Below are 22,435 nucleotides of genomic sequence, written 5' to 3' on the forward strand. Positions count from 1 at the left end.
CCGCGCGCCGCGCCGTCACCATTCCAGGGCCCAGGGCCGGGAGGACCCGGCGAAGTGCCCGACGTTCACGCACTCCGTCGCGCCGACGCGCATGCGCCGGACCAGCGGCTGGTGGACGTGGCCGAAGAGGGCGTACTTGGGGCGGGTCCCGCGGATCGCGTCGAGCAGCGCGCGACTGCCGCGCTCGAAGCGGCGGGCCACGGTGTCGTAGAGGAGCTCGGGGACGTCCGGCGGAATGTGCGTGCACAGGACGTCGACCTCGCCGACCGCCTCGATCTTGGCGGCGTACTCCTCGTCGCTGATCTCGTAGGGGGTACGCATCGGGGTGCGCAGCCCGCCGCCGACGAACCCGAAGACACGGCCGCCGATCTCGACCCGGTCGCCGTCAAGGACGGTGGTACCGGGCCTCGCGTACTCGGACCACAGGGCCGGGATGTCGACGTTGCCGTAGGTGGCGTAGGTCGGGGTGGGGAAGGCCGCGAACATTTCGGCGTACTGCTTGCGGACGGCGCGCTCGATCGCCGCGCCCCGGTCCACGCCCGCCCACAGCCGGCCGCCGAACTCCCTGGCCTCCTCGAAACGGCGGGCGGTGCGCAGTTCCACCAGCCTGGTCGCGTTCTTGGCGCCGAAGAGGTCGGGGAAGATGCCGCGCGAGTGGTCCGCGTAGTCGAGGAAGAGCACGAGGTCGCCGAGGCAGACGAGCGCGTCCGCGCCGTCCCCCGCGCGGGCGAGACCCTCGGCGTTGCCGTGCACGTCACTGACCACGTTGACCCGGAAAGCTGGCATGCCGATCACCCTAGGACGGTGCCCGCGCGGAGGGTAGAGGCCCAGGGCAGCGGCCGGACCTGCGGTTACTTCCGAGTCGGGAAGAGCGTGGCGTACTGTGCGACGCAGACAACAGCGACGTGTGACGCACCGAACATCTGGGCCCGCCCCCCTACCGAACAAGCCATACCGATGGGTAACGTCCGGGCAGTCCAGTAGTGCTCAGCCCCTCATCTCGACTGAGCGCCTGCCCGATCTTGGACCGCACCGTCGCAGCACACAACGTCGTGGCGCCGGCGCCCTATGTAGGAGCAGCAGTCTTGCGCGAGTTCAGCCTTCCGGCCCTGTACGAGGTCCCTGCGGACGGCAATCTGACCGACATCGTCCGCAGAAATGCCGCGCAGCACCCGGATGTCGCCGTCATCGGCCGCAAGGTCGAAGGGCGCTGGCAGGACGTCACCGCCAAGGCCTTCCTCGCCGATGTGCGCGCCACCGCCAAAGGCCTGATCGCCGCGGGCGTGCGCCCCGGCGACCGCGTCGGCCTGATGTCCCGCACGCGGTACGAGTGGACGCTTCTCGACTTCGCCATCTGGAGCACGGGCGCGGTCACCGTGCCGGTGTACGAGACGAGTTCGGCCGAGCAGATCCAGTGGATCCTGGGCGACTCCGGCGCCGTCGCCTGCGTCGTGGAGCTCGACGCGCACGCCGCGGCCGTCGAGTCCGTGCACGACCGGCTGCCCGCGCTCGCCCATGTCTGGCAGATCGACAAGGGCGGCGTCGACGAGCTGCACCGCGCGGGCGCCGACGTGCCGGACGAGACCGTCGACGAGCGCAGCGCGGCGGCCGGTGCCGACGACCCGGCCACGATCGTCTACACCTCGGGCACCACGGGCCGCCCCAAGGGCTGCGTGCTCACCCACCGCAGCTTCTTCGCGGAGTGCGGGAACGTCGTGGAGCGCCTCAAGCCCCTCTTCCGTACCGGCGAGTGCTCGGTCCTGCTCTTCCTTCCCGTCGCGCACGTCTTCGGACGGCTCGTCGAGGTCGCCGCGCTGATGGCGCCGATCAAGCTCGGCCACGCGCCCGACGTCAAGAACCTCACCGACGAACTGGCGTCCTTCAGGCCGACCATGGTCCTCGGCGTGCCGCGCGTCTTCGAGAAGGTCTACAACTCGGCGCGCGCCAAGGCGCAGGCCGACGGCAAGGGCAAGATCTTCGACAAGGCCGCGGACACGGCGATCGCGTACAGCCGCGCGCTCGACACGCCGTCGGGGCCGTCCCTCGGCCTGCGGATCAAGCACCGGGTCTTCGACAAGTTGGTCTTCAGCAAGCTGCGGGCGGTGCTCGGCGGACGCGGTGAGTACGCGATCTCCGGCGGCGCGCCGCTCGGTGAGCGCCTCGGCCACTTCTTCCGCGGCATCGGCTTCACGGTCCTTGAGGGGTACGGCCTGACGGAGTCCTGTGCGGCCACCGCCTTCAATCCGTGGGACCGTCAGAAGATCGGCACGGTCGGCCAGCCGCTGCCGGGCTCGGTGGTCCGCATCGCCGACGACGGCGAGGTCCTCCTCCACGGTGAGCACCTCTTCTCCCACTACTGGAACAACGAGGGCGCGACCGAAGAGGCGCTCGCCGACGGCTGGTTCCACACCGGTGACATCGGCACGCTCGACGAGGACGGCTATCTGCGCATCACCGGCCGCAAGAAGGAGATCATCGTCACCGCGGGCGGCAAGAACGTCGCCCCCGCCGTGATCGAGGACCGCATCCGCGCGCACGCGCTGATCGCCGAGTGCATGGTCGTCGGCGACGGCCGCCCCTTCGTGGGCGCGCTGGTCACGGTCGACGACGAGTTCCTGGGCCGCTGGGCCGCGGAGCACGGGAAGCCGGCCGGCTCCACGGCGGCGTCCTTGCGTGAGGACGCGGATCTGCTCGCCGCGATCCAGGGGGCGGTGGATGACGGCAACGCGGCGGTCTCCAAGGCGGAGTCCGTCCGGAAGTTCCGCGTCCTCGGCTCCCAGTTCACGGAGGAGTCGGGGCATCTGACGCCGTCGCTGAAGCTGAAGCGGAATGTTGTGGCGAAGGACTATGCGGACGAGATCGAGGCGATTTACCGCGGGTAGCGTTGGCGGGGCGCCCACGTGGCGTGGGGGCGGTATCGGATGGCGGCTCTCGGTTGTGGCTGGTTGCTCGCGCACCACTCGCCGTGGAGGCGAGCTTGGAGGGCGACTCTCGGTCGTACGTGGTTGCTCGCGCAGTTCCCCGCGCCCCTGAAGCTGGGGCTTCGCCCCGCTTCCCTGCCCCCGCGCCCCTGGAGGGGCAGCCGCTGTTCAGGGGCGCGGGGAACTGCGCGGGCAACCCACGACGGCCGTCAGACGTCGACGTGGCGGTCAGCCCGGGCCGTTCGTGTTACAGCAGTTCCTTCAGTCGGTCCGCCAAGAGGTCCCAGCGCCATCTCTCCTCCACCCACGCCCGTCCCCGCTCCCCCATCCGCGCCCGCAGCTCCCCGTCGCCGAGCAGGGTGACGATGCGGTCCGCCGTCTCCTGGGGGGCGCCGCCGGGGACGACCCAGCCCGTCTCCCCGTCAAGGACGGCGTCCGGCGCCCCGCCGGAGTCACCGGCGACGACGGGGAGGCCGGTCGCGGACGCCTCCAGGTAGACGATGCCGAGGCCCTCCACGTCGAGGCCCCCGCGCCGCGTCCGGCACGGCATGGCGAAGACGTCGCCCGCGCCGTAGTGCGCGGGGAGTTCCGCCCACGGCACCGCCCCGGTGAAGCGCACGGAGTCCGCGACGCCGGTCTCGGCGGCGAGTTTGCGGAGGTCCTGCTCATAGGGGCCGCCCCCGACGATGAGCAGCACCGCGTCCGGCGCCCCCGCCAGAATCCGCGGCATGGCGAGGATCAGCGTGTCCTGCCCCTTGCGCGGCACCAGGCGGGAGACGCAGACCACGACGGGCCGGTCGGTGAGGCCGAGCCGCGCCCGTACCTCCGCGCCGCCGGAGCCGGGGTGGAAGGTCTTCTCGTCGACGCCGGGCGGCAGTTGCACCATGCGCCCCGCCGCGGCGGGGGTCAGCGCCGCGGCGATCCGTGAGCGCGTGTACTCGCCGAGATAGGTGATCGTGTCGGTCGACTCACCGATCCGGCGCAGCAGCTGACGCGAGGCGGGCAGCTGGGCCCACCCCGCCTCGTGCCCGTGGGTCGTGGCGATGAGCCGCTCCGCCCCGGCCCTGCGCAGCGCGGAGCCCATGAGGCCCAGCGGCGCCGCCGCCCCGAACCACACCGACGTACAGCCGTGTTCACGCAGGAGCGAGACCGCGCGGCGGGTGACGCGCGGGGTCGGCAGCAGCATCGTCGTGCGGTCGCGTACGACCCGGAAGGGCTGCTCGGCGTCGAAGGCGGCCGTCGCCTCGGCGCCCTCGGGGCCGCGCTTCCAGGTGGAGGCGTAGACGACGAGCTGCTCGGGGTCCAGGCGCAGTGCCATGTTGTGCAGGAACGCCTGGATGCCACCGGGCCTGGGCGGGAAGTCGTTCGTGACGATCAAGGTCTTGTGCATCGCGCACGACAGTACCGAAAGCCGTCGGCGGCCCCGCACGGCCCAGCCTCTTCGCCCCGCCCCGGCCCCGCCCGGCATCATGGCTCCCCGTATCGCAATGAAGTAGGGAAAAAGGGGCGAGGCGCGCATGGCACGCATCCTGACCGTCTGGGTTCTGACCAGGACCGTCCTGCTGCTCTGCGTCCTGCGCGTGCTCACCGTCCCCGGCCCGGACGTGACCAGCGACGTCTCCGTCATCTACCAGGGCTGGTACGAGGTCCTGCGCACAGGCACCTTCCCGCTCGACGACGTGACCTGGCAGTACCCGCCCGCCGCCGCCCTCGCGGTCCTCTCCCCCGCCCTGCTCCCCTTCCTCGGCTACGCCCCGGCCTTCTTCGTGCTGGCCCTGCTCTGCGACGCGGCGGTGTGCGGGCTGCTCCTGTACGCGGGACGGCGGCCCGGCAGGTCGCCGCGGGGCGCGTGGGTGTGGGTCGTGGGCGTGGCCCTGCTGGGACCCACCGTGTATGCCCGTTACGACGTCCTTGTGACCGCCGTAGCGGTCGCCGCGCTGCTCGCCGGGGCGCGGCACCCGCGCACGGCGGGGGCGCTCGCGGGGTTCGGGGCGCTGCTCAAGGTGTGGCCGGTGCTGCTGCTGGTCGGCGCGGTGCGCGGGCGGGCGACCCGGCGGTCCTGGACCGCCGCCGCGGGCACCGCCCTCGCCCTCACGCTGGCGTTCCTGGTGGCGATGCCGGGCGCGCTCGCGTTCCTCACCTTCCAGCGCGACCGCGGCACGGAGGTGGAGTCGCTCGGCGCCCTCTTCTTCCACGTCGCGCGGCACCTCGGCTGGCGGGGCGACGTGCGCCTCAACTACGGCTCGGTGGAATTCCTCGGCCCGTACGTGACACCGGTGAGCACGGCGGCACAGCTCCTGACGGTGGCAGCGTTCTGCTGGCTCCTGGTGTGGCGGCTGCGGGCCCGGGCATGGTCGGCGAGTACGCCCGCGGACGCCGCCTTCGTCGCCGTACTGCTCTTCACCGCCACGAGCCGGGTGATCAGCCCGCAGTACATGCTGTGGCTGGTCGGGGGCGCCGCCGTCTGCCTGGCCTTCCGCACGAGCCGGATGGCGGTCCCGGTACGGCTCGTCCTCGGGGCGACGTTCGTGACGTTCCTGGAGTTCCCCGTCTGGTTCTCGCACGTGGTGGCCAGCGATCCGCTGGGCGTCTGCCTGCTCCTTGTACGCAACGGCCTGCTGGTCGCGGCCACTCTGCTGGCCTGCCGGAACCTGTGGCGCCAGACCGTGTCGGAGCCGCGCCGCGCGGTGCGGCAGCCGGTGCCGGGGCAGCTCAGCCAAGCTCCGCACGCAGATACGTACGCCAGCGCGCCGTGAAGTCGTCGGGCGTCGTGTCCAGGACGTCCCGCAGCGCGTCCGCGACCGCCCCCGCCCGCTTCCCGCGCTCCCCCACCGCCCGGTAGAAATCCGTCAGCTTCCGCTCGCCCCACTGCTCCGCGATCATCCGGCAGGCCAGCCAGGCGCCCTCGTAGGCACCGGCGAGCCGCGTGGCGCTCCCCGCGAAGCCGAAGTCGTCGTTCTCGGGGAGCGCGCCGGGCAACTCCCCGCGCTGCACCGCGCGCCGCAGCTCGGGGGCGGCCTGCGCCGCGGTGCGCCCCGTGCCGCGGTAGCCCACCCAGTCCGCGAAGCCCTCGGAGAGCCACAGCGGGGTGGCCCCCGAGGTCTTCGCGCGGGTCGCGACGTGGGTCGCCTCGTGGGTGAGGACGACCTGCTTGCCGAAGTCGCCGAGGACTCCGTACGCCTCGGGGTTGACGATGATCCGGTCGGCCGGTGCCCGCCCCGACGTGCCCGCCTCGCCGGTGGTGACCGCCGCGATCCCCCGGTACCCGGAGGCGGGCGCTCCGAGCAGCTCCGCCATGGCGTCCAGGGAGCGGGGCACGAGGACGACGACCCGGCCCGGCCACTTCCCCGGCCAGGTGTCCTGGACGGCGGGCACCGCCCGGTCGGCGAGTTCACGGTGGGCGCGCAGCTCGGCGGCGCTCTGGCCGACCCCGAGGACGAGGCTGTGCGCGCCGCGCTCGGCGCGCACGCGCCCCTGGTCCCAGAGCTGCTCGCCGGACTTCTTCGCGGGCCGCTCGGCGGCGACGTACCACTGCCCGCCGTGCCGCTGGAGGGACAGCGTGCGCTCGGCGGTGACCGGCGCGCGGTCGTAGCCCTTGACGCGGTAGCGGAGTTCGGCGCTCGCGGTGGCCCGCGCGCCCGAGCGGTCGAGGCGGGTCAGCCGGTACTCCCAGGAGTCCAGCGGGACGTCGTCGACGCGTGCGAAGAGGTCCGCGGCGCCCTTCGCGGGCCGCTCGGTCCTGTCGTACGCCTTCTCGTCCCCGTCGAGCACCGCCTGCGCGCGCCGCTCCAGGAGCCTGCGCACATCACCGGCGGCGGCGTCCGGCACCGGGTCGCCGCCACAGCCGGCGAGCACGGCGAGGCAGAACGCGACGCACAGCGCCAGCGCCCCCGACCCACGTCTGTGACCAGCCACCTTCCCGATCGTACGGGGCCCGGCCCGCGGGCGGCCGGTCAGATGCGCGTCACCGACGACACCGGCATCATGCCGACGGGGTCGTAGCGGACCGCCGCTCCGGGGTAGGGGGCGTGCACCACCTGGCCGTTGCCCATGTACATCCCGATGTGGCTGGCGTCGTCGCGGTAGGCGACCAGGTCACCGGGGCGCGCCTGGGAGAGGGGGACCTGGCGGCCCGCGTACCGCTGGGCCTGCGAGGTGCGCGGCAGGCCGACCCCTGCCTGGGCGTACGACCACTGCATGAGGCCGGAACAGTCGAATCCGGAGGGCCCGTTGGCGCCCCACACGTAGGGGCGGCCGATGGCGGAGCGCGCGGCGGCGACGGCGGCGGCGGCCCGCGAGGAGGACGCGGCGCCCCCGGCCTCCGGCAGCTCATCGCGTCCACCGTCGCGCGAGGACCTCTTGTACGCCTCGCGTTCGTCGCTCGACAGCGAGTTGAGCAGCCGTCTGGCCCTGGCCAGTTTGTGCTCGACGGTGCGCTTGTGGCGGGCGACGGCGGTGCGGCTCTTCTCCAGCTCGGCGAGTTTGCGGCCCGCCTCGGCGCGCTCTCGCGCGAGGCCGCGCTGGGCCCGCTGCAGATCGGTCAGTTCGCCCGCCTGGCGGGCGCTGACGCGGTCGAGGACCGAGGCCCGCTCCAGGTAGCCGTCCGGGTCGGAGGAGAGCATCAGGGCCAGCGAGGGGTCGATGGCGCCGGCGCGGTACTGGGCCCCGGCGAGCGCGCCGAGCGCGCCGCGCATCGCGTTGATGCGCTCCTGGCCGCGCGCGACGCTGTCCTTGGCCCGCTCGACCTGCGCGCGCAGCTTGTCCGCCTGCTCGTCGGCCTTGTTGTACAGCTCGGTCGCGCGCTCGGCCTGTTCGTAGAGCCGGTCCACCTTGGCCCGGGTCTCGGACGGCTTGTCCTGCGGCGCGGCGCCCGCGGGCGCGCCGCCGAGGGCGACGGCCGCGGCGGCCGCTGCCGCCGAAAGGACACTGACGCGTGCACTCCGGTCGAGACCGGGCTGTGCGGGACGGCGATGGGACCCCACGGGAAGCCGCTCTCCCTTCCGCTGACGAACCCCCCGGCTGCCCCGGGGGAATGCGCGCCGACAGTAGCCGTGCGACCACACGGCGGCCAAAGACCCGGCGGGGTGCGGAAAGGGTGCGGAAAGGCCGACGCCCCGTCTCTGACGCAGGTCATCAACGGGGCGTGCGGTCAGCGGGAGTTGCCGTAATTCGCCCGTTCGGGCGGTACCAGCGAGCCGTTGACGTCAAGCGGGCGGCGCTGCGCGGCTCAGACGCGGACGCCGAACTGGAAGGAGCCCAGGTACGACATCGACTCGTAGCGCACCGAGGCGCCGGGGTGCGGGGCGTGCAGCACCTGGCCGTTGCCCGCGTAGAAGCCGACGTGCGCGAGGTTGTTGAAGAAGACCAGGTCACCGGGTTTCAGCTCGCTGCGGCCGATCTTCGTGCCGTCGTTCTGCTGGGTGTACGTGGTCCGGGTGATGGAGACACCGGCCTGCGCGAACGCCCACTGGGTGAGGCCGGAGCAGTCGTAGGAGTTGGGGCCCGTGCCACCGGAGACGTAGGGCTTGCCGATCTGGGTGGCGGCGGCGCTCAGGGCGGCGGCGCCGCGGCCGGAGGCGGGGGCCTCGTGGCCGAGGTCCGTGCGCTTTTCGGCGGAGCGGCTCGCGCGCTTCTGCTCCTTGGCGGCGAGCGCGGCCTTCTCCTTGGCGGTCAGCGTGTTGAGGAGCTTCTGCGCCTCGCCGAGCTTGCCCTGGACTTCCTGCTTCTTCTTGCCGAGCTCCGTGCGGGTGGCCGCCAGGTCGTCGAGCTTGCCCGCGGCCTCCTTGCGCTGCTGCGCGAGGTCCCGCTGCTTCTTCTGGATCTTCTTGAGCGCGTCGACCTGCTGGCTGCTCAGCTGGTCGAGGGTGGACGCCTTGTCGAGGTAGTTGTCCGGGTCGGAGGAGAGGAAGAGCTGCAGGGAGGGGTCGATGCCGCCGGAGCGGTACTGGGCGCTGGCCATCGAACCGAGGCCGTCGCGCAGGTCGTTGAGCTCCTCCTGGCCGCGGGCGACCTTGTCCTGGAGATCGCCGATCTGCTTCTCGAGCTTCTCCTGCTTTTCCTTGGCCCCGTTGTACTTGTCGGTGGCCCGCTCCGCGTCCTCGTAGAGCTTGTCGACCTTGGACTTGACCTCGTCCTTGCTCGGCTTCGGCGCGGCCTGGGCGGCGCCCTGCGAGGTGAGGGCCACGGCAGCGGCGGCGGTCGCGGTGAGCACGGTCACGCGGGTGCGGCTCGGCTGCTTGGGTCGACGGTGGGACGCCACTCGGGCGGCTCCTTCATCCTCCGGCCGCCTACCGGGACGCGGCGGGCGGGTACCACCGCCGCCACCCCGGATGGGTGATCAACCGAGCGGGGGTTCGAGGCGAGACCTTAGTGACCTTCTTGTGATCAGTACAAATCTCATCAGCAAAAAATCAGACTCGGAGCGCATTCTTTACCGATGACGCACAGCCGGTGACCTTCTTCTGACGCTACGTCGCGTCGAGCGACGCTCAATTCGGGCATAGGGCCCAGGAGTTGCAGGAGACCCCTTAAACCCGCGAAAGCCCCGTACGGTCAGCCCCGCGAAAGCTTCTTCAGGAGCACCGCCGAAGCCACCGGACGGGCACCCGCCTTGGCGATCCCGTCGGCCACCTCGCGGTCGGTCGAGACGACGACCACGGGCCTGCCCGGCGGCTCCGCGCGCACCAGCTGACGGATCAACTCATCAGCGGTGACACCGGCCTTGGAGAACAGCACCCGCACCCCGCGCGGCGGCGCGAGCAGCACCGGCGCGGCCAGCTCCGCGCCGTCGAAGACGCAGGTGACCTCGGCGCCCGACTGCAGGGCGAGCTGCGAGAGCGAGCCGAGCAGCCGCAGCCGCTGCTTCTCCAGGGGCATGGTCGGATAGCCGGTCTTGGTGACGTTGTAGCCGTCGACGACCAGGTGCGCCTGCGGCAGCGCGAGCAGCTGGTCCAAAATGGCCGGATCGTTCTCCGAGAGCGCGCGGGCGGCGATGTCCTTGGGCGACATCCGTCCCGGCTCGACCGCGTCCACGGTCTCGGCCGGGCGTACGGAGACGGGCGGCAGCGCCAGTTCGCGCCGCAGCCCCTGGGCCGCGTCGAGGACCGTGTCGAGCAGCAGCCGCAGCCGCATGTCCTCGACGCTGCGCCCCTCGCGCGCCGCCCTGCGGCTGGCCTCGAGGGCGGCCTCGGTCTCGCCGAGCCGCGCCTTGAGCCGCCGCGTCTCGCTCTCCGCCGCGGACACCTGGGCCTGCCCCTCGGCGCGGGCCGCCTCGATCTCCGCGGCGGCCTTGCGCAGCGCCGCCTCGCCGCGCTTGACGTCGCTGAGCGCGCCGCGCAGCTTGCGGTGCACCGACTCGGCCTCCTTGCGCGCCGATTCGAGCTCGGCACGCAGCCGTTCGGTCTCCGCCCTGGTCTGGCCGCGGGCCGCCGCCAGCTCCTCGCGCAGCCGCTCGAGCTCGGCCCTGGTTTCGTCGTCCACCCGCTCGGCGTCGGCCCGCTGGGCCTCCTCGCCCGCGGCGGTGACCAGCTTCACCCATCCCGTGGGGCGCAGCACATAGGCGGCGGCCGCCACGTCGAGCGGGTCGGCCGCGGGCGGCGGCGAGCCCGCGTCCAGGGCGGCGGCGAGCTCGGCCTGGGCCTCTCTGAGCCGTTCGCCGATGCGCTGGCGGAAGAGGGTGTCGTTCTCCAGCGCCGCCGCCATCGCGTTGCCGGCGAACTTCGCGCGCCGGGTGGGCGTGAAGCGCGCGTACTGCCGCAGCTGAGGGGGCAATTCGGCCAGGGTGAGGCCGCCGAAGCCGTCCGAGACGATGTGGACGACCCGCCTGCGCACCCCGTCGGGCAGCGGGCGGTCGAGCACCTCAGCGGCGCCGTCGTCCGGCTCCCCGCCTGCGCTCTCCACCATCCGTCACCCCACTAGCTGTGCGGGCCCCGCTCCCTCAGGAGTCGGCGCCCGGCCTGTCCACGAGTTCCACCTGATCCACGGCGTTGCACCATCGGCACCGTACGGACTCGATGGTCTCACTGACCACCTCGCGTTCCTCGACGTTCGACTCTCCGGCCAGGTCGAGATGCACATACTCGACGACCTTCGAGCTGCGGGTCACATCGAAACGCGTGAGATTGCCGCACAGCGTGCAGCGCCACCGCGTGGTGGCGGTCGGCAGAGGAACCGTCATCGTGGCTGTTCGCTTTCTTCGGTGACTTGCGCGGCGACATCTTCGGCGACCGTGGGACCGCGCGGCTTCCTGGGTGCGCGTTGCCCGTAACCCTAAGGCCTGTAAGGGGCGCCGTGCGGCGGCCCGCGGAGCGGCATGGCGGTCTGTGCGGCCGACGTCCGTTACGTCATGCTCTGTCCATGATCCGAACATGGGGTACGAAGGCGGGCCGGCTGCTCGGCGGGCGGACCGCCCCGGTGACGTACGGCCTGATCGCCGTCTGCTGTGTGGTCTTCCTGATCTCCCCGGTGTCCGGGCTCAACCCCGCCTACGGGCGCGGCGACGAGCTGATCGGCGCGCAACAGGTCTACTTCGAGCGATGGGGAGTGGTCCCCGTCGAACTGTTCAGCGGTGCCCCTGACGCCGCTCTCGGCCCGTTCACCGCCCTGTTCGTGCACGGAAGCTGGCTGCATCTGCTCGGGAACATGCTGTTCCTGTACGTCTTCGGGGTCATGGTCGAGGAACGCATGGGCCACCTCCATTACGCGTTCTTCTACGTCTGCTGCGGCTGTCTCGCCCTGCTCGCCTACGCGGCCGCGCACGCGGGCTCCGACCAGACGCTCGTGGGAGCGTCCGGGGCGATCTCCGCCGTCCTCGGTGCCTGCCTCTATCTCTTCCCTCGGGCGCGCGTCACCAGCCTCTTCCCGTTCCTCTTCTTTCTGCCGCTGCGCTTTCCGGCCTGGGTGGTGCTGCCGTTCTGGGTGGCGCTGCAGTGGCTGGCGGCGGGGCAGGGCGGCAAGGGCACCGGCGTGGCCTATCTGGCGCACCTGGTGGGCTTCTCGCTCGGCTTCCTCTACGCGTGGGGGTGGTCGGCCCGGAAGACTAGAGTGAACGGCACAGCACCGGCCACCGAGGGAGACAGCAAGCCGTGATCACCGCGATCGTGCTCATCAAGACCAGCGTGGACCGGATTCCGGAGATCGCCGAGTCGATCGCCGCGCTCGACTCCGTCAGTGAGGTCTTCTCCGTCACCGGCACGTACGACCTGATCGCGATGGTGCGCGTGCCGCGCCACGACGACCTCGCGGACGTCATTCCCGGCCGGATCAGCAAGATCCCCGGAGTCGAGGCGACCGACACGCACGTGGCGTTCCGCACGTACTCCCAGCACGACCTGGAAGCGGCCTTCGCGATCGGCCTCGACTCCTAGGGACCCTCGGGGCCCTTGAGGCCTCCTGGGACTCCTCAGGCGGCGACGCCCGTGTCCGGCACGCAACGTCCGTCCTCGGTGCGGTAGTTCCACCGCGCGCCGTCCGCCACCAGCTCCTTGACGGCGCGTACGAAACGCTCGACGTGCTCGTCGGGGGTACCGGCGCCGAAGCTCACCCGGATGGCGTTCAGCGACTTCTCGCCGGGCGCGGCCTCGGGGGCACCGCACTCGCCGGGCTCGCCGGGCTCGCTGCCGAGCAGGGTGCGCACCAGCGGGTGGGCGCAGAACAGGCCGTCCCGTACGCCGATGCCGTACTCGGCGGAGAGCGCGGCGGCGAAGTGGGAGCTGTTCCAGCCGTCCACGACGAAGGAGATGACGCCCACCCGCGGCGCGTCGTCCCCGAAGAGCGAGAGCACCCGCACGGCCGGCACCTCGGCGAGGCCCTCGCGCACCTTCCTGATCAGGTGCTGCTCGCGCGCGACGAGCTCGTCGAAGCCCGCCTCGGTGAGCGCCTTGCAGGCCGACGCGATCGAGTAGACGCCGATGACGTTGGGCGAACCGGCCTCGTGCCGGGCCGCGGAGTCGTGCCACTCCACATCCACACCGCCGCCTGCTTCCTTGGGGCGTCGCGCCACCTTCCGCGAGGCGCCGCCGCCCGCGAGGTACGGCTCGGCGGCGCGCAGCCAGTCGGAGCGGCCCGCGAGAACGCCCGAACCGAACGGCGCGTACAGCTTGTGGCCGGAGAACGCGACCCAGTCGACGTCCAACTCCTCGATGGAGACCGGGTGGTGGGGCGCGAGCTGGGCGGCGTCGAGGACGATGCGGGCACCGTGCGCGTGCGCGGCGGCGGCCAGCTCACGCACCGGCCACAGCTCGCCGGTGACGTTCGATGCGCCGGTGACGCACACCAGGGCGGGCCCGTAGGGGTCGCGGTCGGCGAGGGCTCGTTCCAGGGTGTGCACGGCCTCGTCGGGGGTGCGCGGCGCGTTGAGGTAGGTGACGCGGGCGTCCCGCCACGGAAGCAGCGAGGCGTGGTGCTCGGTCTCGAAGACGAAGACCTGGCAGTCCGCGGGCAGGGCGGCGGCGAGCAGGTTCAGCGAGTCGGTGGTGGAGCGCGTGAAGACGACCTGGTCGTCCTCGCGGCAGCCGAGGAACTCGGCGACGGTCCTGCGGGAGTTCTCGAAGAGGTCGGTGGAGAGCTGCGAGAGGTAGCCGGCCCCGCGGTGCACGCTGCCGTAGTACGGCGCGTACGCGGCCACGTCGTCCCACACGCGCTGCAGTGCCGGGGCGCTCGCCGCGTAGTCCAGCGCGGCGTAGCTCACCTCGCCGCCGGTGACCAGCGGAACGGTGACGTCCCTGCCGAGGACGGCCAGCGGGGCGCAGACGGACGAGTCGGTGGCAACGGCGGAAACAGACATGGCGAACTCCCGTGAGACGCAGGCGAGATCACCGCGCCGGAATCACGTCGACGGCGCGGGAGAAAAGTGCAGAAGGGTGTGCGGAGGCGGGGCGTAGAAGCCCTGTCACATTCGCTTGCTCACGAGACTGCTCCCTTGAGGACCAGGACCCCAGGGCGTGCAGGGGTCCGCGCTTGCCATACGCCTTGCTGCGTACGACCTGGTCTTCACCCGGGGCACCCCGCCACGGACGGAGGGTTGCCGGACAGCGGGCCGGGGCCGTAGTCGCTGTCACTCATGACCTGTGCAGCATCCTGCCACACGATCTTCGGCGCGCAAGGCGCAGTCCAGAATCCGGACTGCGCCCTGCGTCACATCGAGGGGTGCGAAGAGGGGTGCTCAGCGGTTGCTGGCGGACACCCAGCGCTCAAGGGCTCGCTTCGCGGCGCCCGAGTCGATCGACCGCGCCGCCTTCGCCATGCCGGCCCGGATCTGCTCCACGAGCGGCTCGTCGGTCGGGCTGAGGGCGACGAGCGCCGCCGCGGAGTTCAGCACCACCGCGTCCCGCACCGGCCCGCTCTCGCCGTCCAGGAGCCGCAGCGCGACCTCCGCGTTGTACGAGGCGTCGGCGCCCCGCAGCGCCTCGACGGGCACGAGGTCGATCCCGACGTCGCGGGGGTCGAAGGCCTCCTCGCGCACGGCGCCGTCCCGCACCGTCCAGACCCGGGAGGTCGACGTCGTCGTCAGCTCGTCGAGTCCGTCGTCGCCGCGGAAGACGAGGGAGGAGTTACCCCGTTCGGCGAAGACCCCGGCCACGATGGGCGCCATCCGGGGGTCGGCGACCCCGACCGCCTGGGCCCGCACCTTGGCCGGGTTGGTCAGCGGGCCGAGGAGGTTGAAGACGGTCCTGATCCCCAGCTGGCTGCGCGCGGCGCCCGCGTGCCGCAGCGCGGGGTGGAACTTCACGGCGAAGCAGAACGTGATGCCCGCCTCGTCCGCGACCTCGACCACCCGGCGGGGCGTGAGGTCGAGGTTGACGCCGAGCTTCTCCAGGACGTCGGAGGCGCCGGACGCGCTGGAGGCGGCGCGGTTGCCGTGCTTGACGACCTTGGCGCCCGCTCCCGCGACGACGATCGCGGACATGGTGGAGATGTTGACGGTCTTGGCCCCGTCGCCGCCCGTGCCCACGATGTCGACGCTCGGGCCCGGCACGTCGATGACGTTGGCGTGCGCGTACATGGCGCGTACGAGACCGGAGATCTCCGCGACCGTCTCACCCTTGGCCCGCAGCGCGATCACGAAGCCCGCGATCTGCGCGTCGGTGGCCTCGCCGCGCATGATGCGGTCCATCGCCCACGCGGTGTCGTCGGCGCTCTGGTCCCGTCCTTCGAGCAGACCGTTCAGCACGTCGGGCCAGGAACGGGCCGCCGCGGTGTCGCCTCCTGCGGGGGTCACAGCGTTCATAGCCGCTCCTGGTGTGAGTGTGCGTGTGAGGACCACCCTATCCAGCCCCGGGACGGCGAAGAGCCCCGTCCAGAGACTGGACGGGGCTCCTGCCGTGGCGACCATGGGAGGTCAGAGCTTCAGAGCTCGCGGTTGATCAGTGGTGGCCGTGGCCGCTCGTGATCTCCTTGTACTCGTCGGCGGTGGGCTTGGGGATCTGGTTGTGCTCCCCGTAGTAGCCCTTGGAGAGCTTCGCCCGGAGCTTCTGCGAACCGGACAGCTTGCGCTCGACACCGTTCTCGTCGACCGACGGGCCGATCTCGACCGGCTGGTACTGCTCGTGCGCGGTGAGGGTGTGCAGCTGGTCCTGGCTGAGCGGCTCGTGGACCTCGATGAACTCACCGTGCGGCAGCCGCTTGATGAGACCCGACTCGCGGCCGTGCAGCACCTTGTCCTTGTCGCGCCGCTGCAGACCCAGGCAGATCCGCTTGGTGACGATGAAGGCGATGACCGGTCCGGCGAAGAAGGCGATCCGGACGAACCAGGTGATCGCGTTCAGCGACAGGTGGAAGTGGGTCGCCCACAGGTCGTTGCCGCCACCGACGAGCATGACCATGTACGCGGTGATCCACGCGACACCGAAGGCCGTACGGGTCGGGGCGTTGCGCGGGCGGTCCAGGATGTGGTGCTCGCGCTTGTCGCCGGTGACCCAGGACTCGATGAACGGGTAGACCGCGATGGCCACGAGGACCAGCGGGAAGACCACGACCAGCGGGATGAACACACCGAGGACCAGCGTGTGGCCCCAGAGGTTGATCTCCCAGCCCGGCATCACACGGATCAGACCCTCGGCGAAGCCCATGTACCAGTCGGGCTGGGCGCCGGTGGACACCTGGTCCGGGCGGTACGGGCCGATGGCCCAGATCGGGTTGATCGAGGCGATCGCCGCGATGACCGCGATGACACCGAAGACCAGGAAGAAGAAGCCTCCGGCCTTGGCCATGTAGACCGGGAGCAGCGGCATGCCGACGACGTTCTTGTTGGACTTGCCGGGGCCCGCGAACTGCGTGTGCTTGTGGTAGAAGACCAGGATCAGGTGCGCCACCACGAGGCCGAGCATGATGCCCGGCAGCAGCAGGATGTGGACCGAGTAGAACCGGGCCACGAAGTCGCCGCCGGGGAACTCGCCGCCGAACAGGAACATCGACAGGTACGTGCCGACGATCGGCACGCCCAGGATGGCGCCCTGCATGAAGCGGACACCGGTGCCGGAGAGCAGGTCGTCCGGGAGCGAGTAGCCGGTGAAACCGGTGAACATGCCGAGGACGAACAGCAGGAAGCCGAACAGCCAGTTGACCTCGCGCGGCTTGCGGAACGCGCCCGTGAAGAACACGCGCATCATGTGCACGAACATGCCGGCGAGGAAGATCAGCGCCGCCCAGTGGTGGATCTGCCGGATCAGCAGACCACCGCGCACATCGAAGGAGATGTGCATGGTCGAGTTGAACGCCTCCGACATCAGCTGTCCCTGCATCGGGATGTAGCTGCCGGAGTACTCCACCTCGTTCATCGACGGGTGGAAGAACAGCGTCAGGTACACACCCGTGAGGATGATGATGATGAAGCTGTAGAGGCAGATCTCACCGAGCATGAAGGACCAGTGGTCCGGGAAGATCTTGCGCATGTTGGCCTTGGCCAGGGAGTAGATCCCCAGCCGGCCGTCGGCCCAGTCCGCGACCCGCTCACCGGCGGGTGCTTGCTGCCGCTTGTCGTTCGAGGAAGTGGTGGTGGTGCTCATCCGCGCTCCCAGAAGGCCGGACCGACGGGCTCTTCGAAGTCGCCGAGCGCCTCGAGGTAGCCCTCTTCGTTCACGCCGATGCGCAGCTGCGGCAGGGCGTGACCGGCCGGGCCGAAGATCACTCGGGCACCGTCGGAGAGATCGAAGGTGGACTGGTGGCACGGGCAGAGGACGTGGTGCGTCTGCTGCTCGTACAGGGAGATCGGGCAGCCCACGTGGGTGCAGATCTTGGAGTACGCCACGATGCCTTCGTGCGACCACTCCAGCTCGCGCTTGTCCTTGATGTTGTCCGGCTGGATCCGGACGATCATCAGGGCGGCCTTGGCGATCTGGGTCTGGAAGTCGTGGTCGTGCTCCGACATGCCCTCGGGCATGGCGAAGGTCAGCGAACCGACCTGCACGTCCGAGGGACGCAGCGGCTCGTGAGTGTTCATGTTCACGAGCTTCTTGCCCTTGCCCCACTTGGTGTGGCGGAGCTTGTCCTCGGGCAGCGGACCGAGGTCACGCAGCAGGACGACACCGGAGAGCGGGACCAGGGCCAGCGCGCCGAACATCGTGTTGCGGATCAGCTTGCGCCGTCCGAAACCCGACTCAGCGGCGCCCTGCTTGAAGTCCGCCATGACCTTGGCGCGGACCTCGGGCTCGGCCGCGATCTCGTGCCGCTCGTCGGTCATCTCGACGTCGGACATCAGGGTGCGGGCCCAGTGGACCGCGCCCGCGCCGATGCAGAACAGCGCCACGCCGAGGGTCAGGCCCAGGGCGAAGTTGAGGCCGCTGATGTGACCGATCGGGAAGACGTAGATGGTCTTGTCGGCCGGGATCGCCACGTACGAGGCGATGAAGCCGACCGTCGCGATCATGGACAGCGTGAACAGGAACGCCACGGCACGCTCGGAGCGCTTGGCGGCTCGCTCGTCGATGTCCTGGACACGGTGCTCGTGGGGCGGCAGCCCCGGGTCGGCGAACGGGTTCTCTTCCGTCTCCGCCACCGAGCCGTGCTCGGTCTCCTGCTTGCTGGGCAGGTTCTTCTCTGGAATCTCTTGGCTACTCATGACTTCTTGGCCTTTGCGGTCCGAGCGGCGACCCACACGGCGACCGCGATCAGCGAACCGAGACCGAAGATCCAGCCGAAGAGGCCTTCACTGACCGGACCCAGACCGCCCAGCTTGAGACCGCCAGGGCTCTCGGTCTTCTCACCGTTGACCGCGTCGAGGTACGCGATGATGTCCTTCTTGTTCTTCTCCGGCATCGTGGTGTCGGGGAAGGACGGCATGTTCTGCGGGCCGGTCTGCATGGCCTCGTAGATGTGCTTCGGGGAGACACCCTCCAGCGAAGGCGCGAACTTGCCGTGCGTCAACGCACCACCTTCACCGGTGAAGTTGTGGCACTGGGCACAGTTGGTGCGGAACAGCTCGCCACCCTTGGCGATGTCCGCCCCGTTCGGGCTGTACTGCTTCTCGGTCGGAACCGAAGGACCGGCACCCAGCGACGAGATGTACGCCGCCAGCTGGTCGATCTGGGCCTGGTTGTAGATGACCTTCTTCTTGGGCGCCTGGGCACCCTGCTGCTGGAGCGGCATACGCCCGGTGCCGACCTGGAAGTCGACCGCCGCGGCGCCGACGCCCGTCAGCGGCGGACCGTCGGAGGACCCCTGACCGCCGGTTCCGTGGCAGCTGGAGCAGCCCACGGCGTAGAGCTTCTTGCCCTCGTCGATGGCGAGGGACTGGGCGGTGTCGTCGGCCTGCGCCTTGTCCGCCGGCGCGAACGCGGCGTACAGCCCCCCGGTGGCCGCCAGCGCGAGGAGTAGGACGACGACCGCCGCCAGCGGATGGCGTCGTCGTGCGGAGAGCTTTTTCACGGATTACCCCGGTGTCAGGATCTTCTGCGTCGATGCTTCTGGAATGTTCGGATGCGTCGCTTGAGCGACCTGCCGATTACTTGATCATGTAGATCGTGGCGAAGAGGCCGATCCAGACCACATCGACGAAGTGCCAGTAGTAGGACACGACGATGGCTGCGGTCGCCTGCTCGTGGGTAAACCTCCTGGCCGCATAGGTGCGTCCGAGGACCAGCAGGAAGGCGATCAGGCCGCCCGTCACATGCAGTCCGTGGAAGCCGGTGGTCAGGTAGAAGACCGAGCCGTAGGGGTCGGACGAGAGCGAGAGGCCCTCGTGCTTGACCAGCTCGGTGTATTCGTACACCTGACCGCCGATGAAGATCGCACCCATGATGAAGGTGACGATGAACCACATCCTGAGCTTCTTCACGTCTCCGCGTTCAGCGGCGAACACGCCGAGCTGACACGTGAGAGAGGAGAGCACCAGGATCGTGGTGTTCGTCGCCGAGAACGGGAAGTTAAGGGCCGAGGCCATTTCCTTCCAGTGATCAGGACCCGTCACCGATCGCAGGGTGAAGTACATCGCGAAGAGGGCCGCGAAGAACATCAGCTCGGAACTCAACCAGATGATGGTTCCGACGCTGGTGAGGTTCGGTCGATTGACCGGCGGGTGCGCGTGCCCGGTATCTACTGTCGTTGCTGTCGCCACGACCGACATTATGTCGGTCGCTTATCCCGCCCTCACCCCGGGGGGTGCCGTTCGGAGTGTCTACGGGGTGTGTCCTGCCCGTATGGCCCATCGGAGGCCTGTCCGAACCGGTGTTGACGGGGTGTCGGGAGGAGTAGCATCCGCGCATCGGTTCCCGATCCCATGACGGTGCACAGCTCGACGCAACAGCTCGACGTATCGGAGGAACAATGCAGCCGACCGCCACGGTGCTGGTCTACAGCGACAACGCGAGCACCCGCGAACAAGTCCGGTTGGCCACCGGCCGCAGGCCGGCGACGGACGTTCCCGAGGTCCGGTTCGTCGAGTGCGCGACCCCGCACGCGGTCATCAAGGAGCTGGACCACGGCGGCATCGACGTCTGTGTGCTCGACGGCGAGGCGGCGCCCGCGGGCGGGATGGGCGTCTGCCGCCAGATCAAGGACGAGATCTTCCAGGCGCCGCCCGTCCTGCTGCTGATGGGGCGCCCGCAGGACGCCTGGCTCGCCACCTGGAGCCGCGCCGAGGCCGCGGTGACCCTGCCGGTCGACCCGGTGGAGTTCGCGGACGCGCTGGCCGGCCTGCTGCGCAGCCGGACGGCCGTGGAGGCCTGACGGTCCCGGGATTCGTCCGGAAGGGGCCCGCGTCACGGCGCGGGCCCCTTCCGCTTGTCGCGCCGGCGGCCACATCCGCGAGCGAGCCGCTGTGCGCCTGTCTGACGGGTCGCTAGACCTGGGGCCGCAGCCTGGCGGCGTCGGCCGCCACGGGGCCTTCCTTGGCCCCGGAGAGCAGCGCGCTGCCCTTGCGCCACGACTTCCAGCTCATGTTCCAGTCGCCGAGGCCGTTGCCGAACGCCGGCATGTCGTCGCCGGAGCTGTTGACGACCTTGACCAGGTCGCCCTGGCGGACGGTCTCGTAGAACCAGGCGGCGTCGCCGGTGCTCATGCCGGTGCAGCCGTGGCTGGTGTTGGCGTACCCCTGCGAACCCACCGACCAGGGCGCGGCGTGCACGTACTCGCCGGAGTCGGTGACCCGCGTCGCGTAGTACACCTGCTTGTCGTAGAAGTCCGACGCGCCGATGCTGGCGCTGGTCATGCGTACGGAGTACTCCTTGCCCAACACGACCTTGACGCCGTTGCGCGTGGAGTAGCCCGGCTTGCCCGTGGTCACCGGCATGGAGTTGATCTCCTCGCCGTTGCGGTAGACCGTCATGTAGTGCGCTCCGGCGTCGGTGACCGCCTCGACGCGGTCGCCGATGGTGAGCTTGAGCGGCTTGGTCTCGGCGCCCCACAGCTTGTCGTCGACCTTCAGGCCCCGCAGGTTGCTCGAGACGCTGACGGTCGCTCCCGCGGGCCAGTACTCCTTGGGGCGGTAGTGCAGCGTCTCGCTGTCCACCCAGTACCAGGCGCCCTCTGTGGCGGGGGTCGAGCGGACCTTGAGCGCGCGTTCGACGACCGCCCTGGCCTCCTTGCCCTTGACCGGCGCGCTGAGCGAGGCCGTGACGGGCTGGCCGACGCCGTACGTGCCCGACTCGGGGCCGAAAGTGACCTTGAGCCGCTTGGACTTGGCTGGCGTGTCGGTGTCGAAGGTCACGATCTTGCGGCCGGGCGCCCCGTCCTCGTCCTCGGTGCTCACCCGCAGGGTGTAGCGGGCGTCCGCCGCCAGCGGCGTGGTGCTGTGCCACCGGGCGCCGTCGGCCGAGAGTTCACCCGCCACGTACCGCCCCAGCGCGTCGGTGGCCGTCACATCGGTGATGCGCCCGTCGTCGCCCTGTGCGGTGACCTCGAGGGGCTTGTCGGGGTCCGCCTTCTTGCTGCCCACCGGGCCGTTGAAGGCGACCTGGCCGGCCGCGTCGTACGGTTTCGCCGAGAGCGGATGGCCGTCGTCGCCGCACGCCGTGGCCCCCGCCGCGAGCGCGGCCACCAGCATCGTGCAGCTCAGTACCGTACGGACTCGCGGTGAGTGGCTCATAAACACACGGTATGAAGGTTCATTCTGTCCGGCGCGCGGAGTGACCCGTACGGGGGTCACTCCCGACACGCCGAGGGGCCCGGACACTCCCTCAGGAATGTCCGGGCCCCTCGCCGCTGAGCGGAACTACAGACTCACTGGGTCTGGTTCTCGCCCCGGTAGTACTCGAAGACCCAGCCCCACAGGCCGATCAGGATGATCGGGGCCGAGAAGTACAGCAGCCACCAGCCGAAGACGACGCCCAGGAAGGCGAGCGCGCCACCGACGGCCAGGGAGAGCGGCTGCCAGCTGTGCGGGCTGAAGAAGCCCACCTCGCCGGCCTCGTCCGCGACGTCGGCCTCCTTGTTGTCCTGTGCGGAGGCGTCGACCCGCCGGGCCGTGAAGGCCAGGTAGTAGCCGATCATGATGCACAGGCCGAAGGCCAGGAAGAGCGCCGTGGTGCCGGCGGGCTCCTTCGACCACACGCCATAGACGATCGCCATGGCGAGGACGAAGACGCTCAGCCAGATGAACATCTTGCCCTGGATCTTCACTTCGTGGCCTCCTTGTCGCCACCGAACAGCTGGGTGTCCTTCTGCCCGGCGTTCTCGATGTGACCGAGGGCCGCGATCTCAGGGTGGTGCAGGTCGAACGCCGGCGATTCCGAGCGGATGCGCGGCAGGGTGAGGAAGTTGTGCCGCGGCGGCGGGCAGGACGTGGCCCACTCCAGCGAACGGCCGTAACCCCACGGGTCGTCGACCTCGACCTTCTTGCCGTACTTGGCGGTCTTCCAGATGTTGTAGAAGAACGGCAGGATCGACAGGCCGAGCAGGAACGAGCAGATCGTCGAGATCGTGTTCAGGGCGGTGAAGCCGTCGGCCGCGAGGTAGTCCGCGTAACGCCGCGGCATGCCCTCGGCACCCAGCCAGTGCTGGACGAGGAAGGTGCCGTGGAAGCCGATGAACAGCGTCCAGAAGGTGATCTTGCCAAGGCGCTCGTCGAGCATCTTGCCGGTGAA

The 22,435-nt window shown here is 70.3% G+C and carries 21 protein-coding genes and 1 riboswitch; of the genes, 5 read left to right on the forward strand and 16 right to left on the reverse strand.

Features of this window, described 5'->3' with window-relative positions:
* Positions 1–15 precede the first annotated feature (15 nt).
* Complete coding sequence (locus AC07DI_RS22220) at positions 16–786, reverse strand: metallophosphoesterase family protein (protein ID WP_478905761.1); 771 nt, start codon at positions 784–786, stop codon at positions 16–18.
* A 299-nt stretch (positions 787–1,085) separates the two neighbouring features.
* On the opposite strand from AC07DI_RS22220, the gene AC07DI_RS22225 reads away from it, so the two are divergent.
* A complete protein-coding gene (locus AC07DI_RS22225; protein ID WP_384260796.1) occupies positions 1,086–2,882 on the forward strand; it encodes an AMP-dependent synthetase/ligase in 1,797 nt (598 codons plus the stop codon).
* Between the two features lie 286 nt (positions 2,883–3,168).
* Here AC07DI_RS22225 and AC07DI_RS22230 read toward each other — a convergent pair whose 3' ends face one another.
* Positions 3,169–4,311: a glycosyltransferase family 4 protein gene (locus AC07DI_RS22230; RefSeq protein ID WP_478905762.1), complete on the reverse strand. Its 1,143-nt coding sequence runs from the start codon at positions 4,309–4,311 to the stop codon at positions 3,169–3,171.
* 127 nt (positions 4,312–4,438) lie between these two features.
* Between AC07DI_RS22230 and AC07DI_RS22235 the strand changes: the two genes are divergently transcribed.
* The gene (locus AC07DI_RS22235; RefSeq protein WP_478905763.1) at positions 4,439–5,677 is read left to right on the forward strand and encodes a glycosyltransferase 87 family protein; all 1,239 of its coding nucleotides are present in this window, start codon (positions 4,439–4,441) and stop codon (positions 5,675–5,677) included.
* Here the strand turns inward: AC07DI_RS22235 and AC07DI_RS22240 are convergent.
* The 5 genes from AC07DI_RS22240 to AC07DI_RS22260 all read right to left on the reverse strand — a co-directional run bounded on the left by AC07DI_RS22240 (position 5,634) and on the right by AC07DI_RS22260 (position 11,097).
* The gene (locus AC07DI_RS22240; protein WP_478905764.1) at positions 5,634–6,836 is read right to left on the reverse strand and encodes a hypothetical protein; all 1,203 of its coding nucleotides are present in this window, start codon (positions 6,834–6,836) and stop codon (positions 5,634–5,636) included. The two genes, AC07DI_RS22235 and AC07DI_RS22240, sit on opposite strands and share 44 nt — an antisense overlap.
* 38 nt (positions 6,837–6,874) lie before the next feature.
* A complete protein-coding gene (locus AC07DI_RS22245; RefSeq protein ID WP_384260806.1) occupies positions 6,875–7,903 on the reverse strand; it encodes a C40 family peptidase in 1,029 nt (342 codons plus the stop codon).
* A 245-nt stretch (positions 7,904–8,148) separates the two neighbouring features.
* Positions 8,149–9,180, reverse strand: a complete 1,032-nt coding sequence (locus AC07DI_RS22250; RefSeq protein WP_384260808.1) for a C40 family peptidase — start codon at positions 9,178–9,180, stop codon at positions 8,149–8,151.
* A 293-nt stretch (positions 9,181–9,473) separates the two neighbouring features.
* Positions 9,474–10,823, reverse strand: a complete 1,350-nt coding sequence (locus tag AC07DI_RS22255; RefSeq protein WP_478905765.1) for an NYN domain-containing protein — start codon at positions 10,821–10,823, stop codon at positions 9,474–9,476.
* Positions 10,824–10,857: 34 nt separating this feature from the next.
* Positions 10,858–11,097 (reverse strand): hypothetical protein, encoded by a 240-nt coding sequence (locus AC07DI_RS22260; protein ID WP_055566221.1) that lies wholly within the window; start codon positions 11,095–11,097, stop codon positions 10,858–10,860.
* Between the two features lie 179 nt (positions 11,098–11,276).
* Between AC07DI_RS22260 and AC07DI_RS22265 the strand changes: the two genes are divergently transcribed.
* Positions 11,277–12,008: a rhomboid family intramembrane serine protease gene (locus tag AC07DI_RS22265; RefSeq protein ID WP_384260813.1), complete on the forward strand. Its 732-nt coding sequence runs from the start codon at positions 11,277–11,279 to the stop codon at positions 12,006–12,008.
* A complete protein-coding gene (locus tag AC07DI_RS22270; protein WP_125512351.1) occupies positions 12,005–12,286 on the forward strand; it encodes an Lrp/AsnC family transcriptional regulator in 282 nt (93 codons plus the stop codon). The genes AC07DI_RS22265 and AC07DI_RS22270 overlap by 4 nt, the downstream gene beginning before the upstream one ends.
* 35 nt (positions 12,287–12,321) lie before the next feature.
* Here AC07DI_RS22270 and AC07DI_RS22275 read toward each other — a convergent pair whose 3' ends face one another.
* From AC07DI_RS22275 to ctaE, 6 genes are all read right to left on the reverse strand, one after another.
* Positions 12,322–13,704 carry an aminotransferase class V-fold PLP-dependent enzyme gene (locus tag AC07DI_RS22275; protein ID WP_478905766.1) on the reverse strand — a complete coding sequence of 461 codons (1,383 nt, stop codon included), beginning with the start codon at positions 13,702–13,704 and terminating at the stop codon, positions 12,322–12,324.
* Between the two features lie 164 nt (positions 13,705–13,868).
* Positions 13,869–13,986: riboswitch (SAM riboswitch) on the reverse strand.
* 96 nt (positions 13,987–14,082) lie between these two features.
* Entirely contained in the window at positions 14,083–15,147 is a 1,065-nt protein-coding gene (trpD, locus tag AC07DI_RS22280) for an anthranilate phosphoribosyltransferase (RefSeq protein WP_478905767.1), read from the reverse strand.
* 136 nt (positions 15,148–15,283) lie between these two features.
* Positions 15,284–16,924 (reverse strand): cytochrome bc1 complex cytochrome b subunit, encoded by a 1,641-nt coding sequence (gene qcrB / locus AC07DI_RS22285; RefSeq protein ID WP_384260821.1) that lies wholly within the window; start codon positions 16,922–16,924, stop codon positions 15,284–15,286.
* Positions 16,921–17,976: a cytochrome bc1 complex Rieske iron-sulfur subunit gene (gene qcrA / locus AC07DI_RS22290; RefSeq protein WP_384260823.1), complete on the reverse strand. Its 1,056-nt coding sequence runs from the start codon at positions 17,974–17,976 to the stop codon at positions 16,921–16,923. Before qcrA ends, qcrB begins: the two co-directional genes overlap by 4 nt.
* Entirely contained in the window at positions 17,973–18,782 is an 810-nt protein-coding gene (gene qcrC, locus AC07DI_RS22295) for a cytochrome bc1 complex diheme cytochrome c subunit (RefSeq protein ID WP_384260826.1), read from the reverse strand. The genes qcrA and qcrC overlap by 4 nt, the downstream gene beginning before the upstream one ends.
* A 76-nt stretch (positions 18,783–18,858) precedes the next feature.
* Positions 18,859–19,479: an aa3-type cytochrome oxidase subunit III gene (gene ctaE / locus AC07DI_RS22300; protein ID WP_055566234.1), complete on the reverse strand. Its 621-nt coding sequence runs from the start codon at positions 19,477–19,479 to the stop codon at positions 18,859–18,861.
* Positions 19,480–19,679: 200 nt separating this feature from the next.
* On the opposite strand from ctaE, the gene AC07DI_RS22305 reads away from it, so the two are divergent.
* Positions 19,680–20,081, forward strand: coding sequence for a DNA-binding transcriptional response regulator (locus AC07DI_RS22305; RefSeq protein ID WP_384260829.1), 402 nt, complete (start codon positions 19,680–19,682; stop codon positions 20,079–20,081).
* Between the two features lie 112 nt (positions 20,082–20,193).
* On the opposite strand, the gene AC07DI_RS22310 is transcribed toward AC07DI_RS22305, so the two are convergent.
* From AC07DI_RS22310 to AC07DI_RS22320, 3 genes are all read right to left on the reverse strand, one after another.
* Positions 20,194–21,438, reverse strand: a complete 1,245-nt coding sequence (locus AC07DI_RS22310; RefSeq protein WP_384260831.1) for a L,D-transpeptidase — start codon at positions 21,436–21,438, stop codon at positions 20,194–20,196.
* A 134-nt stretch (positions 21,439–21,572) separates the two neighbouring features.
* Positions 21,573–21,971: a cytochrome c oxidase subunit 4 gene (locus AC07DI_RS22315; protein ID WP_362331502.1), complete on the reverse strand. Its 399-nt coding sequence runs from the start codon at positions 21,969–21,971 to the stop codon at positions 21,573–21,575.
* On the reverse strand, positions 21,968–22,435 hold a 468-nt coding region (locus AC07DI_RS22320), incomplete at its 5' end, for a cbb3-type cytochrome c oxidase subunit I (protein WP_478905768.1). The genes AC07DI_RS22315 and AC07DI_RS22320, both read right to left, overlap by 4 nt.

This window comes from Streptomyces sp. NPDC044106 (assembly GCF_056433985.1).

What these genes read in the sequence shown, in the direction of transcription:
- AC07DI_RS22220 (WP_478905761.1), bottom strand. Translation starts at nt 786, where the DNA reads ATGCCAGCTTTCCGGGTCAACGTGGTCAGTGACGTGCACGGCAACGCC.
- AC07DI_RS22230 (WP_478905762.1), bottom strand. Translation starts at nt 4,311, where the DNA reads ATGCACAAGACCTTGATCGTCACGAACGACTTCCCGCCCAGGCCCGGT.
- AC07DI_RS22235 (WP_478905763.1), top strand. Translation starts at nt 4,439, where the DNA reads ATGGCACGCATCCTGACCGTCTGGGTTCTGACCAGGACCGTCCTGCTG.
- AC07DI_RS22255 (WP_478905765.1), bottom strand. Translation starts at nt 10,823, where the DNA reads ATGGTGGAGAGCGCAGGCGGGGAGCCGGACGACGGCGCCGCTGAGGTG.
- AC07DI_RS22260 (WP_055566221.1), bottom strand. Translation starts at nt 11,097, where the DNA reads ATGACGGTTCCTCTGCCGACCGCCACCACGCGGTGGCGCTGCACGCTG.
- AC07DI_RS22265 (WP_384260813.1), top strand. Translation starts at nt 11,277, where the DNA reads ATGATCCGAACATGGGGTACGAAGGCGGGCCGGCTGCTCGGCGGGCGG.
- AC07DI_RS22275 (WP_478905766.1), bottom strand. Translation starts at nt 13,704, where the DNA reads ATGTCTGTTTCCGCCGTTGCCACCGACTCGTCCGTCTGCGCCCCGCTG.
- trpD (WP_478905767.1), bottom strand. Translation starts at nt 15,147, where the DNA reads ATGAACGCTGTGACCCCCGCAGGAGGCGACACCGCGGCGGCCCGTTCC.
- qcrB (WP_384260821.1), bottom strand. Translation starts at nt 16,924, where the DNA reads ATGAGCACCACCACCACTTCCTCGAACGACAAGCGGCAGCAAGCACCC.
- qcrA (WP_384260823.1), bottom strand. Translation starts at nt 17,976, where the DNA reads ATGAGTAGCCAAGAGATTCCAGAGAAGAACCTGCCCAGCAAGCAGGAG.
- ctaE (WP_055566234.1), bottom strand. Translation starts at nt 19,479, where the DNA reads ATGTCGGTCGTGGCGACAGCAACGACAGTAGATACCGGGCACGCGCAC.
- AC07DI_RS22305 (WP_384260829.1), top strand. Translation starts at nt 19,680, where the DNA reads ATGCAGCCGACCGCCACGGTGCTGGTCTACAGCGACAACGCGAGCACC.
- AC07DI_RS22310 (WP_384260831.1), bottom strand. Translation starts at nt 21,438, where the DNA reads ATGAGCCACTCACCGCGAGTCCGTACGGTACTGAGCTGCACGATGCTG.